Consider the following 18,826-nt stretch of genomic DNA (forward strand, 5'->3'; position numbering starts at 1 on the left):
TCCGAGGGTGAGGCGACCCGAGGGACCTCCGGGGGTGTATACGGGGGCCAACCGGGCGTCAGGGGCCCGGGGAGTCAGGGAGCGGTGTCCGAATTGGCTAAGGAACCGGTCTTGAAAACCGGCGCCCGCAAGGGTATGTGGGTTCGAGTCCCACCCGCTCCGTTGCGTCGGGCAGATCCCGACGGATGTACGAACCAAGGTGCTTCAGGGAGGCAGAGAATGGATCAGGTGCCCATGCAGGAACCCCGTCGGGCAGGGGGACGTCGAACGGGAGCGGATGGAGCTCGCCGCGGGCTTGAGGCCCGTCTGCGGAGCCTCGCGGTCGGGTCGGTGGTCGTTGGGGTGGGCTTGGCGCTGGTCGGGGCCACGCCCGGGCTGGATCGGCCGGATTCCCCGCGGGCCCGGGCGGCTGGCCTGGATACCAGCTTTGCCACCGACGTGATGCCCCTGCTCGAGAAGTACTGCGTGGAGTGCCATGGTGGCATGAAGGACGGTGAGAAGGTCCTGGAAGAGGGCCTCGACCTCACCAGCTACGAAACGTTGATGGTCGGCTCGACCTGGGGGACCGTGGTCGAGGCCGGTGACGCCGAGAACAGCCTCATGGTGCAGATGCTGGTCGACGGTGACATGCCCAAGGATGCGGACGAGCCCATGCCGCCGGAGGAGATCGCGGTCATCCGCTCCTGGATCGACGAGGGCGCCCCGAACAACTGACCTCCCGCTGGATTCTCCCGGCCCACCTCCGGACGCTGTCCCGGGGGTGGGCCTTGGCCTTTATGGGGGCGGGCCGGGCCCCTGCCCCCTCGCTCCCCACCGGATCACGGCTAAAGCGCACCCCCCCCGGCTCCGATACTGACCATCGAGGGCGCACCCCCGCTCGTCGGGCCGTCGTGCCCCTCCAGCTGGGGCACACGCAAGTCGGGCGGCCCCCTAGTCGGATTTCAGGGAGCGCACAACGGTGGATATCGGGAGCTTGGGCGGTCTGGTCGCGGGTGCTGGTCTGGTACTCTCGGCCATCATGTTGGGCTCGGGGATCGGCGCGTTCATCGACATTCCCTCCGTCCTCATCGTCGTGGGCGGTACCATCGCAGCGGTATTCATCGCCTTCCCCGGAGGCGAGCTCAAGATGGTGGGCAAGGTGCTCGGTCGCGTCTTCAAGAGCCCCAAGCACGAGATGATCGCGTTGATGCAGTTCCTCATCGAATGCCGCAAGGCGGTCGGGAAGGACGGGCTCCTGGCCCTCGAGGGGCTCGCCGACAAGGCGCCTTCGGAGGCCGTGGCCAAGGGCCTGCTCCTGGTGGCCGACGCGACGGACCAGGGCGCTTTGCAGGAGATCCTGGCGACGGAACGCAAGGCGATCCAGGAGCGGCACCTCACGGGCCAGAAGATCTTCAACGAGGCGGCGAAGTTCGCGCCCGCCTTCGGGATGGTGGGAACCCTCATCGGTCTCGTTCAGATGCTCGCGACCCTGGACGATCCGTCGTCGATCGGTCCCAAGATGGCCGTGGCCCTGCTCACCACGCTGTACGGGGCGCTGTTGGCCAACCTGATCTTCCTGCCGATGGTCACCAAGCTGGACCGACGCCTCCAGGTGGAGATGCAGCAGTTGCAGCTGGCCTTCGTGGGCATGATGGCTCTTCGCAAGGAAGACTCGATCGTGCTGATGCGAGAGAAGTTCAAGGCGTTCATGCCTGAGCGGGCCGACCTGGATGCGGCCCTCGAGGCCTCCGCATGAGTTCGTCCGCGCCCGCGGCCGAAGTGCTGGAGCCGGTGCCGGAGCCCGCCGCAGGGGCCCCGGCACCGATTGCACCCTCCCCCGGCCCCGCGCCCCCGGAGCCGGCCTCCAAGCCGAAGAAGAAGGAAAGCCCCCCACCGGTCCTCGAAGAGGAGTCCGCCGGGCCCCCACCCGAAGAAGGTGCGCCGGCCTGGGTCATGACGTTTGGAGACCTCATGAGTCTCCTCCTGACCTTCTTCATCCTGCTGTTCTCGATGTCCAGCATCGAGGTCGAGAAGTTCAAGGCGGTGGCCGCGTCGTTCCGTGAAGCCCTCGGGGAAGAGGGAACGGGCGTCATCTCCGAGGTGCCTCCTCCCATGACACAGGAGCCCGCCAAACCAGAGGAGGTCTACGTCGACTCCGGCGCGGGCCAGGTCAGCGCGGCGATGTCGGATATCGCCAACGTCCTGCAGCAGTTCGTCCAAGAGAACGATCTCTCGGAGCAGGTCGACGTGTCCCAGGACGATGCGGGAGTGTACCTGCGCATCCAGGACATGGCCCTCTTCCGTCCGGGTTCGAGTGACATCGAAGCCGCGAGCGTCGAGATCGTGCAGCGGCTGGGACTGATCCTGCAGGCCATCCAGGTGCCGCTGGTGGTCTCCGGACACACCGACGACATCCCCATCCGCTCCCCGATCTTCCACTCCAACTGGGAGCTGTCCGCCGCTCGGGCGGCGGGCGTCGCGCGTCTCCTCGTGGAGACGGGCCATGAGCCGCAGTCGATGACGGTGGAGGCCTACGGCGAGTACCGGCCCATCGGAGACAACGCCAGCCCGGAGGGGCGCGCGCAGAACCGCCGGGTCGAACTCTACTACTCCCGCCAGTCCATCGAGGACACGATGCGGGATCGCGGCCTGCTGCCCGACGAGTCCGCCGGCGCGGACACTCCGCCGGCTCAGGGCGGCGACGTGCCCGCAGCGACCCCTGCCGAGCCGGGCACGCCGGGAGCCTAAGTCGGCGGGCCCCCGCCCTCGGCGGCTCGGCGGCCCGGGGGTGCGCACGATCCACGGTCCTGCCCTCCGGACCCGGCCCCGTCCTTGGATATCTCGCTACATTCTCCTGCTGGAACCCGGCCAGAGGGGAGGAACCTCGCAGTGAGCACATGGACGCGCAGAAAGACCGTTCCGGTGGAGATCGGCGGTGTGACGGTGGGTGGGGATGCCCCGGTGGTGGTCCAGTCCATGACCAACACCGATACGGCCGACGTGGCGAGCACGGTGGAGCAGGTGGCTGGGCTCGCCGCTGCCGGGAGCGAGCTGGTACGCGTGACGGTCAACCATCGCGAAGCCGCCCGCGCGGTTCCCGAGATCGTGGCCCGGCTGGCGGATCAGGGCGTCAGTGTGCCCATCATCGGCGACTTCCACTACAACGGTCACATCCTGCTGACGGAGTTCCCGGACTGCGCACGCGCGCTGGCCAAGTACCGGATCAATCCGGGCAACGTGGGGACCACGCGCAGGGACGAGAATTTCCAGGCCATCGTGCGCGTCGCCGTTGAGCACGGGAAGCCGGTGCGGATCGGAGTCAACTGGGGGTCGTTGGACCAGCGCCTCCTGACCGAGATGATGGACGCGAACGCGCGTGCGGCTCAGCCCAAGGACGCCGGCGACGTGTTGATCGATGCGATGGTCGAGAGCGCGCTGCGCTCCGCCGCGCTCGCGGAAGAGACGGGGTTGGACCACGACCGCATCGTGTTGTCGGCCAAGGTCTCCGCAGTGCCCGATCTCATCAAGGCCTACCGGCGACTCTCACCCCTCTCCGACTTCCCCCTGCACCTCGGGCTGACCGAAGCCGGGATGGGCGCGAAAGGGATCGTGGCCTCCACGGCCGGCTTGGCCGTGCTGTTGACCGAAGGGGTCGGCGACACCATTCGCGTGTCGTTGACGCCGGAGCCGGGCGGCGATCGCGCCGTGGAAGTCCGGGTGGCCCAGCAGATCCTGCAATCCCTGCAGATCCGGAACTTCGAACCGCAGGTCACCTCCTGTCCGGGCTGCGGGCGGACCACCTCCACGTTCTTCCAGGAGATGGCGCAGCAGATCACGGACTACATTCGGGAGCAGATGCCCTCGTGGCGGCAGCGGTTCCCGGGTGTCGAGGCCATGGATGTCGCCGTCATGGGATGTGTCGTGAACGGACCCGGTGAGTCGAAGCATGCCAACCTGGGGATCTCGCTCCCGGGCACCTTCGAAGAGCCCAAGGCACCCGTCTACGTGGACGGGGAGCACTACACGACATTGAAGGGGGAGGGGCTGGTCGAGGAATTCAAGGGAATCCTGGAGGCGTACGTCGAGCGGACCTACGGGGGGTGACGGCGGGGGGTGCTCACGAAGAGCCGCCGTCCGTATACCCCGTCGGCTCAGGTCGTCTGGTTCACCGGAGCCAGGATCCAACGCAACGAATACGCGTACAGCCCGGAGGCGGCGGCCAGGGCCGCGCTGAACGCGACCGAGAACACGTCGTCATAGACCAAGCTTCCCACCACGAAGACCAGCGAGGCCATCACGGCGGCGGCATCTGCACTGAGAGTCGCTGAGGCCCGCTGCGCACGAACGACACCCGCCTCCAGGCGGGAGATCATCCCGAGGGGGAGCGAGGCCTCCTCACGGGCCAGCCGCTGGAGCGCGAAGAGCAGCTCCTCGTCCGCGAATTCGGCCAGCGACCCTGTGCCTTCCTGTCCTTGCATTCCGTACCTCCGTCCCGGGGGATGTGGCGCTTGACCTACCGGTTCAATCATGTCAAGCGAAGATCGTGCCGCTCTCCGATTTCGTTGCGCAGTTTGCCCAAGGCCCGATGCAGCGACGCTTTTACCGTCCCTTCCGCTCGCCCCAGGATCTGGGCTACCTCAGCGGTGCTGCGCTCTTCCACCACCCGTAGCAGGATCACCTCCTTCTGGAGGTCCGGCAGGTCGGCGATCGCTTGCCAGATGCGCTTCTTGGCCTGGGCTCCTTCGATCGTGGGGACTCGGGTCTCGTCGCGGTCGCGACTCCACCAACCCCACTGACCGATCCTCAAGCCCTCGCGTCGTCGACGCCTTCGCCGGTGCGACCGGCCTACGTTGAGCGTGATCCGATAGAGCCACGCCCCCAACGGTGCATCGGGCGGCCTTCGGTCCATCGTACGGCTCACCTGGATCCATACCTCCTGCAGGATGTCCTCGGCCTCGGTCTCCCGATCGGCGAACGAAGCCGCCACCGGAAGCAGCCGAGGCGTATACTCCGCCATCAGCGTGCGGAACTCGCGGGAGTCCGCAGTGCTCACGCCAGGGGGCTCTTCATTTGGGGGGCAGGGGAGCGTCGGGTCGGACGGATCAGGGGTCCATGTCTCGCATCGCTTGCGAGGCGGACCGCCAGCCAACGGCTGCGACAATCCCGAAGGGTATGTAGGGGATCAGGACGGTTCCCAGGGGGGAGCCGTTGAAGATCGCTGCGAATGTAGTGGAGACCCGCCAGCTGGAAACCATGAACACGACCAGGGGGACGATCGTCCATCCAATGATCAGTTGTGCCATTCGACCATCGATCTCTCGCTCGAACCGCACCCTGCGGTGCAACCACCCGATGATCCCCAGGGCAATGCCGATGAGGATGACTGGAAGCGTCATGTCCAACAGGCGCTGGCCCGCCCGGATGGCCACCACTCGAGGCGCGTCGAAATCGGCGCGGTCGGGCGTCTCCGGGACATGGGCGATCTCGCCGCTTCGCAAGAGCTGTGCGACCGCGCCCAGCGATCCGTGCGCGTCGACGACGACCTCGTCAGTCCTGAGCGCCGGGGGAATCTCGTCGGAGCTCCCGCCTGTCGCGCGGCGCACCTGAGCACGGAAGGCGGCAGGCCCCACCCCGGAGTCGAGAAACAGCATCATGATCGGGACGATCACCGCAAGGCGCCGCGCGTGTCCCAAGGTGGCCCGCGAGGGTCGCGCCGTCACGATGGCCAAACCGGCGATGACCGGGAGCACGTCGAAGAGGAAGCCCGGAAGCGAGAGAGCCGCTCCAACGGCGTCCTGTGCGCTCCCCCCGGTTCCCACGACCCTGCCCGCGATATAGAGGAGCGAGCCGAGCAGTACGAGCAGCAGGAAGTGGTTTGTCATCTGCCAGGCCGCAGTATCGAGCCCGCGCCGTGACGTCGGGTGTCCCGTCAGAGTATTCACGCTCCTCTCGGTCGAGCATGGTCCCTATGCCAGCTGAACCACGGGGGCATATCCCCCATGGTATGGAACGCCACGGACGGGGGAAACCGTTTACCGGCCGGGCCCGAGCCTTCCCGGGCCTGGCGGGGCCCGCCGGGGGCTCCCAGGGCCCTTGGACGAGGTCCTGCCGACTCCGTGTAAACCGATCTCGGGGCTCGTGACGTTGTAGGGTCGAACATGGGGGCGGCCGCCCGATCACTTCGGTGGTTCAAGGCGGCGAGCGATGGAGTGGGCGATGGGGGGCGCACACGAAATCGTCTCACGCTGGGGCGGTCGTTCTCCGTGTTCGGTCGAGACCACAGAAATCCAGATCTGGTACAAAAGGAGACCGCCATGCGGAAGGCCCTCGGGTTCGTGCGCAAGCACTGGATCCTCACTTCGTTCGTGCTCGTGAACCTGGGAATCGCGGCGCCCGCGGCGGCCGGGTACAGCGACAACATCTGCATCGACCGGGACGCGGGTGAGATCTTCGCCTGCTGCGCGTCGTGCTGGCTGTTCTGTCACTGCTCCTCCTGAGCGCAGTCTGAATCGGGACCTCCGCGCCCCTGATGTCCAGCTCTCGTAAGACCGTCCTGATCGTAGGCCTACTGGCCTTCGCCACCGGAGGGCACGCGTTCATCCAATCGCGGCTCTCCGGCGGAAAGGCTTTGTATGTCTCCAAGCTCGAGCCTGGTGAGCGGGTTCGTGACCTGGCCTCTCTGGAGGTCGTGGATCTGAAGGACGGCACCTCGAGCACGCTTCTGACCGGAAGTGCGTGCGAGGCCATCGTCGTGTTCGCCTCCGTCTGCCCGTTCTGTCACGAGGCAGCGGTCAAAGAGGCGCGGCGAGGGGATGGCTTGGCTGTTCCGACCGTGTGGGTGTCGGACACGGACGATCCGGGGGCGCGGGAGTTCCGGGAATTGGTACACAAGGACAGTCGGGTGGTCTTTCAACCCGACATCAAGAAGGTGCTCGCCATCCAGGCCGTCCCCGCTGTGGTCTTGATCCGCAACGGGGAGGAAGTCCTGGATGTCTGGCCGTACCGTGGCAACGACAAACCCGAGAGGTTCGAAAAGCTGTGCACAAGCTCGGTCGCTTCCTGACACTGTCTTCTTTGGTGTTGAGTCTGGTCGCGTGCGGTGCGCGAGCCGGCCGCGATCTGGACCGCGCCGTGCTCCTGGACGGCCGCCGGTCGCTATCGAGTGCCGTGCCTGCCGAGCCGCTGGCATGGCTGGATCTCCGCTCGCCCCAGTTCGCGGGGCGGGACTCGCTCGTTCTCATTCCGAACGGCGCGTGCTTCCTCGGCGACAAGCTCCTCGTCTCCGACGGAGGCACCGAGCGCATCGACTGGTTCGACCCCGAGGGCAGGCACCTGCGTTCCCTGGGACGTGACGGGGAGGGCCCAGGGGAATTCCGGCGTCTCGAGATGGTGCGTTGCCGCGATGACGGGTCGGGATTCATGGCCGTCGACTCCGAGGAGTGGCGCATCCAGTTCTTCGACGCGGACGGAACCTACCGGGACGTGGTGGCCGCACCGCCGATTCCCCAGGGGATCCCCTACGTGGGCGAGTTCGCCCTGGCGCGGGACGGTCGTTTCGTGGACTCGTGGTTCAGCGCCTCCCTGGGCCCCTACTTGAAGGACTCCGATGCCTGGGAGGGCGTCGCCCTGGTGCGGATCTGGGATCCCCAGGGTCAGCAGCTGGGGTCGTTGGGCGAGCCCACTCCCTACGAGGACGTGGTGTTGCGCCGTGTGTTCAACCACGTCAACGCGGACTTCGTGGCGGATACGCTGTGGGTGCTCACCGAGGCTGATGCCACCATCCGTGGATACGATCATACGGGTGCCGAGATCGGCGATCCGATCCCTCTCCCCGTCTACCATCGGGGCGTGGATCCGGTCGTGATGGTCGGTCGCCCCGTCATGGACGGCTTCCGGCTCAATCGGGCGGCGTACCAACCCAACGTAACGGGGCTTGCCGCCCTTTCCGGCGGACGTTTCGCCGTGCTGCGCTTCCGCGACTGGCGGGAGGTCCAACGTGGGGCCGGGGACGCGGGCTTCAAGGACTTCTGGCCCCGGTCCTTTGTGGACGTCGTCGACCGCCACGGTCGCGTGGAGGCCAGCTACGAGCTCCCCGGACGCGCTGCCGCGCTGGCCTCCGACAAGGGCGGTCGCGTCGCCGTGATCACCGAGGACCTCGGGACTGCGGTCCGTACCGTGCTCGTCGCATCCCTGCCGGGCGTGGCGCCGCGGGCGGCGGACCGCCCCGTTGTGCTCGCAGAGGCACCGGGTCAGGAGAGGCCCGCCGCGCAGTCGGCTGCGGCGACGTTCGTGAGCGCGGGTGGCGGAGGCGCGTTGCAGCAGTAGAAGACACGGATTTGGGATTTGGGGGGGACGCAGGTCGTCTTCGTCCCGCCTCGGACAAGACATCCGGTTCATTGGCACCGGAATCGTCCCCTGCAGGGGGTCGTTTTCGGGTTGTACCCCCCTGAGGGGCGCCCCGTGGGGCGCCTGTGGAACCGATGGGCATGATCGAGACCTTGCGTGCCGTCTCCCCGCTTCGGGGTGCACGGGTTTGTCCGTCACGGATGGTGGGTCATCCGCAACAGGCCCTGGCGGTGGACGACGAGCACCTCGTCCTTCTCGACGAGACCGCCCCTCCCGCGCTCCGGGTGCTCAACCTGGCTCGGGCCCGGGTACTCCGTCAGACGGGCAGCCGGGGTCGCAGCCCGGGCGCGTTCCTGGGACCGCGCTCGCTGACCCGCCGCAAGGACGACCCCGATGGTGTCTGGGCCTTCGACTCTGTCCTCCATCGCCTGACCCGCTTCGACCTTCATGGAGAGGCGGTGGGCCTACCCCCCCGGCGCCTCCCCGAACACACGGTGACCCTGGAGGCGATCCACCCGGTGCAACAAGCGGAGTGGGCCGGCGACAGCATCGTGGCCACCGGCGCCTTCCCGACGAACCGTCTGGCGCGCTTCGATGCGCAAGGCCGTCTGATCGAGACCTTCGGGCAGGTTCCGGGTCCCCACGCGGAGGACCTCGCCATCCGACAGGCTGCCTACGAATCGGTCCTGCGCGTGCATCCCGGAGGCAGCCTGTACGCCCTGGCAACACGTAGGGCGGATCGACTGGAGGTCCTCGACACCGACGGACACGTCCTGGCCCGGGCGCCCAGACTGCAGGACTTCGAGCCTCACTACCGGGTCGATCGCACCTTCGGACGTCCGGTCGCCCTGTTCGACGAGCGAACGCGGACCGGATACATCGACCTCGTCGCCGGCGCGGATTCGCTGTTCGCGCTCTACGGCGGGCGGCGCCCGCTCGAGTGTGGAGCGGCAGCGTCCGCCGGCCGGCTGGTCGTCGAGTTCGGTTGGGATCTCCACCTCCGTCGCGCCTTCGAGCTCGACTACGACGCGATCGCGCTCGGACTCTCGCCGTGCGGCACGCACCTCTATGCGGCGATCCGCAGCCCGGGACCGGGCATCCTCCGGTACGCGTTGCGCGAGGACCGGCCCGAGACCGCAGTCCTGCCCTTTCCGACGCAGCGGGTCGTCTAGGCGTTCCTGTGCGGGGCGGCGGGCGAGCCCACCCGTCAGGGCAGGCCCCGTCTCGCGGCGACATTGACCCCGGCCGATCGCCGCGGGTACCCTAGGACGGACGTTTCGAGGGCACGGGCCGGCCGGTGCTCCTCGGGCGGCAACGCTGTTCCTCGACCGCGCATCCAATGGGTCGCGCTCGGGCGGAGGACCTCTCCCCCTCGACGCCGGTCAACCCCGCGCGGAAGGGCGACTGAATGGCTTTCTCGAAACAGACTCTCGGTGGGTTCACCGTTCTCCTGGTCCTCGCGGCCCTCACAGTGGGCGTCTATTACCGCCTTCGCGGCGAGACGCCCGAAGGAGAGACGTCTACCGGGGCGGAGCCGGGCCAGGCGGACGAGTCGTCTCCGGAGACTTCCGCGGCCCTGCAGTTCTCGACGCAAGGCGCGTCGGCCGTGGTCGGGGAGCCCGTGGTCCGGGACACCCTCTGGATGTCGGTGACGGCGGATGGCCGCGCCGAGCCGATCCGTGAGGCGCAGGTGGGTGCCCTGGTGCGTGGGGCCGTGCTCGAGGTGCAGGTTCGCGAGAGCGACCCGGTGGGGCAGGGGACGCTGTTGCTTCAGATCGATTCCACCGAGTACGCGCTGGGCGTCGCCCGCCGCCGGAGCGAGCTGCTCTCCGCCGAGGCAGCCTATCGGCAGAAGATTCTCTTCGATGAAGAGATCACGGATCCCGAGCTGAGGGCGGAGCGAGAGCGTTTCGCGCGCTCGATCAGCGGATACGACCAGGCGCAGGTGGCACTGGACGAGGCCGAGCTGGCGCTGGAGCGCACGCATGTGCGGGCACCCTTCGCTGGACGCGTGGCGGATCTGAAGGTGGTCCCCGGCCAGTTCGTCAACGAGGGCGCGGAGCTCCTCACGTTGGTCGATCTGGATCCGATCAAGGTGGAGGCGCAGGTCCTCGAAAAGGACCTGGACCTGCTCTCCCGGGGGCGGCGGGCTCGAGTAACCTTCACAGCCCTGCCAGGGGAGGTCTTCGACGGCACGCTCGAGACCATCAACCCGTTGGTCGACCCCGAGACCGGCAGCGCCCGCGTCACCCTCTACCTGCGGAACCCGCAGGGGCGGATCAAGCCGGGGATGTACGCGCGGGTTTCGTTGGAAGCCGAGTACTTCCCGGATCGCATCCTGGTGCCGCGGCGTGCCATCCTCGAACGCGATGGTCGGCCCATGCTGTTCGTCGCCCGTCAGGACGGAGACATCCTGCGGTCCGAGTGGCGCTACGTGACTCCCGGACGGGAGAACGAGACCCTCGTCGAGATCGTGGACAACCCCGATACCAAGACGGTCGAGCCCGGGGAGATCGTGTTGGTGGACGGCCACACCTACCTGATCCACGATGCCCCGATCCGGCTCGAGGAGCGACTCGGCGCCGACGAGCGGAGACCGGGACGATGAACACCGGGCGGGCGCCGCTGGTCCTCCTGCTGACAGCCGCGCCGTGGCTCCCGAGCACCGCAGCCAGGTTGCAGGCGCAAACGTCGTTGACGCTGGAGCGCGCTCTGGAACTGGCTCGCGAGGGCAATCCCGCCTACCGGAGTGCCCTCAACAACCTGGATCTGGCCGTCCCCGAGACGCGGCAGGCCTGGGGGGCGTTCCTGCCCAGCCTGAACCTGTCGGCGGGCACCAGTGGTGGGTTCACGCGCCAGCTGGTCGGAACGGACGACTTCGGCAACCCGATCCCCAATCCCAACGCGCAGACCCGGTACAACTCGGGATCCAACCAGGGGTTGGGGCTGAGCGTGCCGCTCTTCGAGGGGGGGAGGCGCTTCCACGAGCTTGGACAGGCGCGGGCGGCGGGCGAGGCCCGACGGTGGACGGCCCGGGCGGAGCTGCTTCGCGTGGAGGCGTCGGTCGAACGAGACTTCTACACCGCGCAGAGGCAGCAGGAGCTGCTAGCCATCGAACAGGCCCTGCTCGATGAAGTGCGGAGGGATCTCGAAGCGACCGAACGGCTGTTCGCGCTCGCGGGCAAGTCGAGAAGCGACGTGTTGGGCGCCGAGTTGGCGGTGCGCCGCCAGGACGTCCAGGTCCGGGCCGCCGCCGGGGAGCGCGACAAGGCGCTGCTGGGGCTGCAAGCGGCCATCGGGGTGCCCACCCAGCGCGTGGAGGCGGTGGACCCCACCGCCGTCGTCCTCTTCGATCCCTCCACGGTCGATGTCGAGGGGTTGGTGGGACAGGCGGTGGAGAACCACGCCACGGTTCGAAGCGCGGCGGCCGACGAGCAGGCGTCTGCCGCGGCCACGTCGGCCGCGCGCGCGCGACGCTGGCCGTCTCTCACATTGGACGGCAGCCTGGGCCGCGGGACGTTTGCCCAGGACGGCGAAGCGCTCTTCGACCTGAGCCCCAACGACCGCTCCAACGGCAATCTCCAGTTGTCGCTCAGCATCCCCGTGTTCCGGCAGTTCCAGACCTCGTATCAGATCGCGCAGGCCGATGTGGGTCTGCGGAACGCGCAGGAGACCACCCGGCTGCGCCGGCTGGAGGTGGAGCGCGACGTCCGGAGCGCCTGGATCGATCTGATGAGCGCGTCGGACCAGGTCGAGGCCACCCGTGCCGCCCAGGACGTGGCTGAGGAACGCCTGCGCTTGGTGCGTGAGGAATACCGGCTCGCCGTGAAGTCGTTCGAGGAGCTGCAGTCCGCCGTGCGCGAGGACGCTCAGGCCCGCCGCGACGCGCTGGGCGCTCGCTACGACTTCGTCCAGGCCAGGATCGCCTTCGAAGAAGCCGCTGGCGTCCGTATGGACGACCTCCTCTCCGCGCAATCCCGCTGAGATGTCCCTGCCGCGCGGATCCACGCACCGCCCCGTAGCGGTCGCGATGCTCTTCCTGAGCGTCGTGCTGCTGGGGTTGATCTCCTTCTTTCGGCTTCCCATCGATCTGCTGCCCGACGTGAGCTATCCGCGCCTGGTGGTCTACACGTCCTATCCGGACGTGGCTCCAGCCGAGGTGGAGCGGCTGGTGACGCAGCGCATCGAAGCGCAGGCGGCGGCCGTCCCGGGCGTGGAGCGGGTCACATCGGTGTCCCGTGAGGGAGTCAGCCTGGTGACCCTGCGCTTCGCCTGGGGCACCGACATGGACTTCGCAACGCTGGATCTGCGAGAGCGCCTGGACAACGTGCGCGACCAGCTCCCGGAAAGCGCTGCGCGGGCCCGACCCCGCATCCTGCGGGTCGATCCCGAGTCCGAGCCCATCCTGGCTCTGTCGGTGACCGGGGGCGCGGATCTCTGGCAAACGAAGGAGCTCACGGAGACGGTCATCCGTCGCCGCCTGGAGCAGCTGGAAGGGGTTGCCGAGGCCGCGGTCACCGGAGGGCTGGACCGCGAGATCCAGGTGGAGGTCGATCCGGAGCTCATCCAGGCCTACAGCGTCACCCTGGAACAGATCGAGTCGGCCCTGAGTGGCGCCAACTACAGTGCGCCGGGGGGCACCATCCTCCGTGGTCGCTATCGCTACCCGCTCAGGACGCTCGGAGAGTTCCAGACGGTCGACGAGATCCAGGACGTGGTGGTCGCACGGCAGACGCTCTACGCCGATACCGAACGGCAGATCCCCAGCGGGACACGCTTGGTGCGCGTGCGGGACGTAGCTCAAGTGACCGACGGGTTCGCCGACCGGGAGTCGGTGGCGCGCTATGCCGGCGCGGAAGCCGTCGGCCTGCTCGTCTTCAAGGAGTCCGGCGCCAACACCGTGTCGGTGGCGCGCGACGTGGCGGGGGTGCTCGAACAGCTGAGGGGGGAGTACCCGACCCTGCATCTCGACGTCGCTTCCACACAGGCCGAGTTCATCTCGGAGTCGATCAGCAACGTGGTGCAGGCGCTCATTCTGGGGGGGCTGCTCGCGTTCCTGGTGCTGTTCTTCTTTCTGCGGGACCCGCGCTATCCCGTTGGAGTGGCGCTGGCCATTCCCATCTCCGTCATCGGCACGTTCTCGTTGATGGAGGCGTTCGACGTCTCGCTCAACATCATGAGCCTGGGGGGGCTGGCGTTGGGCGTCGGGATGCTGGTGGACAATTCCATCGTGGTCCTGGAGAACATCTTCCGCCATCGCGAGCTGGGTGCATCGCCCCAGGAGGCCGCTGCCCTCGGTGCCGAGGAGGTCCAGGGCGCCATCACCGCCTCCACCCTGACGACCGTCGCGGTGTTCGGGCCCATCATCTACGTCGAAGGCGTCGCGGGGGAGCTTTTCGCGGATCTTTCCCTGACCGTGGCATTCTCGCTGATGATGAGCCTGCTCGTGGCCCTGACGCTGCTTCCCGCGGTAGCGGCCCGCTTCGGAACGGCCGAGGGCCGAGCAGCAGGGTTGAGGCCACGACCGTACTGGGCAGCCTTCGGTCCCTCCAGGGGCCGCTTGCTACGGTTCCTGAGCGCACCGGTGCGGTTCGTTCGTTGGTTGTGGGCACTCGTCGTGTGGCTGCTGCTCGACCGCCTGCTTCCTTTCGCGCGAGCCCTGCTCGGGTACTGGGGAGGGCTCTTGGCCGGGTTGGTACGCCCGTTCACGCGGAGGGCCTTCGCCGCCTTCGATCGCGGATATGCTCGCTTCGAGCGGGGCTACCACCGTCTGCTCGAGCGGGCGCTGGACCGGAAGGCCGCCGTGGTCGGGTCATCGGTCGCGGCCTTGGCCATGGCCCTGCTGCTCGGCGTCCTGTTGGACCGGGACGTGCTACCTCAGGTCGACCAGGGCTCGTTCACGCTTCACCTCGCGTTGGAGCAGGGCACCAGCCTGGAAGCCACGACGGCGGTGGCCACCCGCCTCGAGGAAGAACTCCTGGCCGATCCGGATGTGGAGGCGGTCTTCACCCAGGTCGGACGGGATGTGCGCGCCTACGCGGAGAGCGACGAGGACACCGGGCTCCATACGGCGACCTTGCAGGTTCGTCTCCGCCCGCACGCTTCCACCGCCGAGGTCGCGGAGCGAGCGCGCCACCCGGAGGTGCCGTTGCCGTTGGGTGCGCTCTCCGTACGGGAGGGCGAGGCCACGGCCCTGGGACGCCTCATGGGAGGCGCGGACGCGGACATCGCCGTCCGCATCCGGGGAGAGGACCTGGAGGGCGCCTACCGGGCCGCCCAGGAGATCGAGTCGCGGCTCGCCGCCGTGCCCTCGCTGGGCAACGTGCGCATCGGTCAGAGCCAAGGGCGGCCCCAATACCAGGTGGAGGTGCTGCGAGAGCAGGCGGCGCGCTACGGGATCGAGCCCCGAGCCGTGGCGGAGACGGTCGAGCGGGCGATGCGGGGTGCTCGAGCGACCGAGTACGTGGACTTCGATCGCAAGATCAACGTCATCGTGCGCCTTCCGGACGACTACCGCTTCTCCATCGAAGCGTTGGACCTCCTGCGCGTGCAAGGTGTGCCTCTGAAGGACCTGGTGCGCGTGCGTGAGGCGCTTGCGCCTTCCGAGGTACGGCGCGAGGACCAGGGACGGGTCACCACCGTGTTGGCCGATGTGGTTGGGGGCGGCCTGGACGGGGCCTTGGAGGCGGTGCAGCAGCAGCTGGCCGGGCTGACCCTCGCTCGCGGCCTGCGGGTCGAGGTGGGCGGCGAGAATGAGGAGATGCGACGCTCCTTCCGGGACCTGGCCTTCGCCTTCCTCCTGGCGCTGCTGCTGGTCTACATGATCCTCGCGGCCCAGTTCGAGTCGTTCGCGCACCCGTTCACGATCCTGACCGCGGTGCCGCTGGCCCTGGTGGGGGCCGTCCTGGCCTTGGGGCTGACCGGTGGGGGGCTCAACACCATGAGCCTGATCGGTGTGGTGATCCTGGTCGGGATCGTAGTCAACGACTCGATCGTGAAGGTGGACTTCATTCGTCAAGCGCGGCAGCGCGGCGCGCCCCTGCGCGAGGCGATCCTGGAGGCGGGTCGGGTGCGCCTGCGCCCGATCCTCATGACCACGATCACGACGGTGCTCGGCCTGTTGCCCATGGCGCTCGGGATCGGGCGCGGTGCGGATCTCAGGGCTCCTCTGGCCATCGCGGTCATCGGCGGACTCACCGTAGCGACGTTGCTGACCCTCGTGGTGGTCCCGGTGGTGTACGCCATCGTGGAGACCGCCTTCGTGGTTCGTCCCGTCCCCGTGACGCGCGGGGACACGGCAGAGGCCACCCCCGTGGCGGCGGCCCTGTGATCCGGCTGAGCATTCGCCGTCCGGTCGCCGTGGCCATGGCATACGCCTCGGTGGCCCTGCTGGGCGTGGCGGCGTGGCGCAACATCCCCATCGAGCTGCTTCCCGACACCGAGCTGCCGCGCCTCAGTGTGACCGCGGAGTGGACGGGCACCTCCCCCGAGACGGTGGAGGCGTTTCTCACCTCCCCGATCGAGGCCGCCATCCAGCAGCTCAAGGGTGTCGAGAAGCTCACCTCGGTCTCGGCCGAGGGGAACACCCGCCTGGAGATCGAGTTCAGCCGCGAAGTCGACATGGACTTCACGCGCATGGAGCTGGCCGAACGCATGGCCACCCTCCAGGAGGACCTCCCTCCCGGCGTGCGGAACATCACGGTCGAGCCCTACGTGCCGGAGCAGTTCTCCAACCAGGATCGCCGGTTCATCGCCTACACCTTCTCCGGACCCCACACGTTGGGTGCGCTGCGCACGTATCTGGAGGACGAGGTCCAACCCCTGATCGCGCAGGTCGAAGGGGTCGGGTTCGTGCGCATCGGCGGGGGCCAGGAGCGGGTCATCGAGATCGAGCTCGATCCACAGCGTATGCACGCCCTCGACCTCAAGCCGGAGGAAGTGCGGCAGCGCATCGCCGACCTCGACCTGGTGCGTGAGGCCGGCACCCACCGAGAAGGTGATCGCCAGTGGACGGTGACCATCCGGAACCGCCCCGGGTCGGTGGACGAGTTCCGCAGTGCGGTCCTGCTGGCGGACGAGGGTCGTCTGGTGCGGGTGGCGGACGTGGCCCGTGTGCGAGATACCTTCGAGGAGCCGCGCTCGCACTACCGGATCGACGCGCAACCCGCCGTACGCTTCGAGGTCGTCAAGGAGGTCGGGGCCAACTCTGTGCGCGTCGCGGACCGGGTCAAGGAGGTCGTGACCCGTCTCGAGGGTGCGGGCCCGGTGGGCAGCCAGTACACCCTGGAGTACGACGAGAGCAAGGAGATCCGCCGTCAGCTGACGGACCTGCGCACGCGCGCCTTGCTGTCCGGGGTGGTGATTCTCGTGGTGCTGCTGCTCTTTCTGCGGTCCATCCGCTCCACCGTGGTCATCTTCGCCACGATCGCCTTCTCGGTGCTGATCGCCCTCAACCTCATCTACTTCGGAGGCTACGCACTCAATCTCCTGACCCTGATGGGGCTCGCGATGGGCTTCGGTCTCATTGTGGACAATTCCATCGTCGTCCTCGAAAACATCTACCGGGCCTGGCAGCACGGAGGGACGGCAGCGGAGGCGGCGGAACGGGGCACGCGAGAGGTGATCCTGCCCATCCTGGCGTCGACGGCAACCACGTTGATCGTCTTCCTGCCGTTCGTCTATCTGCAAGGCGAGCTGCGCGTCTTCTACGTGCCCCTGGCCGTGGTGGTGGCCCTCACGCTGATCGGGTCACTGCTGGTGTCGTTCACCTTCATTCCCGCGTTGTCCGCCCGGGTCCTGCCGGTACGACGGTCGGCCGCAGGCCAGGACACGGTAGAGCGGCCCATCTACGTGCGCTTCTATGCAACCCTGCTCGCGTTCATCACCGCCCATCCGTTGTGGATGTGCCTCCTGACGCTAGCGGCCTTCGCCGGGTCCGGCTGGCTCTTCGACAAGCACGTGGACCGGGGGGTGGTCTGGAGCCGCTTCGGCTGGGGAGACGACACGTACCTCCGGGTCATCTACGAGTTGCCGCGCGGCTCCGACCTGGAGCGCATGGACGAGCTGGTGCAGTACTTCGAACAGCGCCTGAAGCGCATGCCGGAGGTCGACGAGTTCAACAGCCAGGTGCAGCCGCAGTTCGCCTTCACCAACGTCTTCTTCCCGGACTCGTTGGAGCAGACCGGCGTGCCCGTGGCCGTCAAGGAGCAGCTGACCAGCTTCGGTTTGGGCTTTTCCGGCGCGGAGGTTCGGGTCTACGGGTACGGTCCGTCGTTCTACGGCGGGGGCGGGGGCGCACCCAACTATGCCATCCAGGTGCTCGGCTACAACTACGAGAAGGTGCGGGACATCGCGGAAGACCTCGGCCGGCGCCTGCGACGCCAGCCCCGCGTGCAGGAGGTGGATACCAACTCGACGGGCTCCTTCTACAATGCGGAGCGTGCCTACGAGTGGGTGGTCGACATCGACCGCGAGGCGCTGGCCCGCTACGGGTTGACAGTACAGCAGTTCGTGGAGCGCATGAGCGCGGCGATCGCGTCCGGGGCGAGCTTCAACCGGGTGAAGGTGGGAGGAGAGGAGATCCGCTACGAGGTCCGACTGACCGGCAACCGGGAGCTCGACGTACGCGCATTGCAGGAGGTCCTGGTGGAGGCCCCGGACGGCAGTGGCGTGCGCGTCGGGGACGTGGTGCACCTGGGTCCCCGTGAGGTCCTCTCCGAGATCCGCCGGGAAGACCAGCAATACCAGAGGACGGTCGCCTACGAGTTCCGGGGCCCCACCAAGCTGGGGGACATCATCCACGACCAGATCATCAACGCCACCCAGACCCCGCCCGGGTACACCGTGAAGAAGTCGGATCGCTACGGTCGCTGGAACGACGAGGAGCGCGAACAGATCTACCTGGTGCTGTTGGTCTCCATCGGGCTGATCTACATGGTGACCGCGGCGCTATTCGAATCCCTGCGGCAACCGCTCTGCGTGCTGTTGACGGTTCCGATGGCGTTGATCGGGGTGTTCCTGATCTTCTTCTTTTGGGACATCACCTTCACGAGGGAGGCCTACATCGGCGTGATCATGATGGGTGGCATCGTGGTCAACAACGCCATCCTGCTCGTCGACAAGATGAACCGGCTACGCCGGGAGGAGGGGCTGCCCCTGAAGGAGGCGATCGTGGAGGGCACGCTGCAACGTGTCCGGCCCATCTTCATGACCACGGCCACCACCGTGCTGGGCCTCCTCCCCCTGGTGCTGCGCTCGGTCTCCGTGGACTCGAACATCTGGAACGCGCTCGCCTATGCCCTCATCGGTGGCCTGCTCTCCTCCACGCTGTTCGTGCTGACCACGACCCCGGCGCTCTACCTCCTGTTCGAGCGCCCCCGCGCTCCCGCCGCCGCCATGCGTCCGGCGGTCCTGGCACCCACTTTACAGCCCGCCGACTGATTTCTATCCATAGAGGCCCGCCCCGTTAGGGAACCCCGTCCCGTTGGGTAGGGCTCGCGCG

The 18,826-nt window shown here is 67.7% G+C and carries 15 protein-coding genes and 1 tRNA gene; 13 read left to right on the forward strand and 3 right to left on the reverse strand.

Annotated features, from left to right (window positions below; translation table 11 throughout):
* The first annotated feature begins 78 nt into the window (after positions 1-78).
* From R3E10_00825 to ispG, 5 genes are all read left to right on the forward strand, one after another.
* Positions 79-162 (forward strand) — tRNA-Ser (locus tag R3E10_00825).
* Positions 163-234: 72 nt separating this feature from the next.
* On the forward strand, positions 235-714 hold the full coding sequence (locus R3E10_00830; GenBank protein MEZ4414276.1) for a c-type cytochrome domain-containing protein: 480 nt from the start codon (positions 235-237) through the stop codon (positions 712-714).
* Between the two features lie 244 nt (positions 715-958).
* The gene (locus R3E10_00835; protein ID MEZ4414277.1) at positions 959-1,735 is read left to right on the forward strand and encodes a MotA/TolQ/ExbB proton channel family protein; all 777 of its coding nucleotides are present in this window, start codon (positions 959-961) and stop codon (positions 1,733-1,735) included.
* Positions 1,732-2,727, forward strand: coding sequence for a flagellar motor protein MotB (locus tag R3E10_00840; protein MEZ4414278.1), 996 nt, complete (start codon positions 1,732-1,734; stop codon positions 2,725-2,727). Before R3E10_00835 ends, R3E10_00840 begins: the two co-directional genes overlap by 4 nt.
* A 141-nt stretch (positions 2,728-2,868) precedes the next feature.
* Entirely contained in the window at positions 2,869-4,083 is a 1,215-nt protein-coding gene (gene ispG, locus R3E10_00845; protein ID MEZ4414279.1) for a flavodoxin-dependent (E)-4-hydroxy-3-methylbut-2-enyl-diphosphate synthase, read from the forward strand.
* A gap of 47 nt (positions 4,084-4,130) precedes the next feature.
* Here ispG and R3E10_00850 read toward each other — a convergent pair whose 3' ends face one another.
* From R3E10_00850 to R3E10_00860, 3 genes are read right to left on the reverse strand one after another with little or no spacing between them, the layout of a single operon-like run.
* Entirely contained in the window at positions 4,131-4,457 is a 327-nt protein-coding gene (locus tag R3E10_00850; protein MEZ4414280.1) for a hypothetical protein, read from the reverse strand.
* Positions 4,458-4,504: 47 nt separating this feature from the next.
* Positions 4,505-5,032 (reverse strand): RNA polymerase sigma factor, encoded by a 528-nt coding sequence (locus tag R3E10_00855; GenBank protein MEZ4414281.1) that lies wholly within the window; start codon positions 5,030-5,032, stop codon positions 4,505-4,507.
* Positions 5,033-5,081: 49 nt separating this feature from the next.
* Positions 5,082-5,921, reverse strand: coding sequence for a hypothetical protein (locus R3E10_00860; GenBank protein ID MEZ4414282.1), 840 nt, complete (start codon positions 5,919-5,921; stop codon positions 5,082-5,084).
* A gap of 372 nt (positions 5,922-6,293) precedes the next feature.
* Between R3E10_00860 and R3E10_00865 the strand changes: the two genes are divergently transcribed.
* From R3E10_00865 to R3E10_00900, 8 genes are all read left to right on the forward strand, one after another.
* Entirely contained in the window at positions 6,294-6,476 is a 183-nt protein-coding gene (locus tag R3E10_00865) for a hypothetical protein (GenBank protein MEZ4414283.1), read from the forward strand.
* Between the two features lie 32 nt (positions 6,477-6,508).
* Complete coding sequence (locus R3E10_00870) at positions 6,509-7,042, forward strand: hypothetical protein (protein ID MEZ4414284.1); 534 nt, start codon at positions 6,509-6,511, stop codon at positions 7,040-7,042.
* Positions 7,018-8,304: a hypothetical protein gene (locus tag R3E10_00875; protein ID MEZ4414285.1), complete on the forward strand. Its 1,287-nt coding sequence runs from the start codon at positions 7,018-7,020 to the stop codon at positions 8,302-8,304. Before R3E10_00870 ends, R3E10_00875 begins: the two co-directional genes overlap by 25 nt.
* Before the next feature lie 161 nt (positions 8,305-8,465).
* Positions 8,466-9,497, forward strand: coding sequence for a hypothetical protein (locus tag R3E10_00880; GenBank protein ID MEZ4414286.1), 1,032 nt, complete (start codon positions 8,466-8,468; stop codon positions 9,495-9,497).
* 236 nt (positions 9,498-9,733) lie between these two features.
* On the forward strand, positions 9,734-10,933 hold the full coding sequence (locus R3E10_00885) for an efflux RND transporter periplasmic adaptor subunit (protein MEZ4414287.1): 1,200 nt from the start codon (positions 9,734-9,736) through the stop codon (positions 10,931-10,933).
* Positions 10,930-12,309 carry a TolC family protein gene (locus R3E10_00890; protein MEZ4414288.1) on the forward strand — a complete coding sequence of 460 codons (1,380 nt, stop codon included), beginning with the start codon at positions 10,930-10,932 and terminating at the stop codon, positions 12,307-12,309. Before R3E10_00885 ends, R3E10_00890 begins: the two co-directional genes overlap by 4 nt.
* Before the next feature lies 1 nt (position 12,310).
* Positions 12,311-15,655 (forward strand): efflux RND transporter permease subunit, encoded by a 3,345-nt coding sequence (locus R3E10_00895; GenBank protein MEZ4414289.1) that lies wholly within the window; start codon positions 12,311-12,313, stop codon positions 15,653-15,655.
* On the forward strand, positions 15,652-18,765 hold the full coding sequence (locus R3E10_00900) for an efflux RND transporter permease subunit (protein ID MEZ4414290.1): 3,114 nt from the start codon (positions 15,652-15,654) through the stop codon (positions 18,763-18,765). Before R3E10_00895 ends, R3E10_00900 begins: the two co-directional genes overlap by 4 nt.
* The last annotated feature ends 61 nt before the right edge of the window (positions 18,766-18,826 follow it).

It is taken from the genome of Gemmatimonadota bacterium (assembly GCA_041390105.1).
In the GTDB taxonomy this organism is placed as follows: Bacteria; Gemmatimonadota; Gemmatimonadetes; order Longimicrobiales; family Gaopeijiaceae; genus JAGQIF01.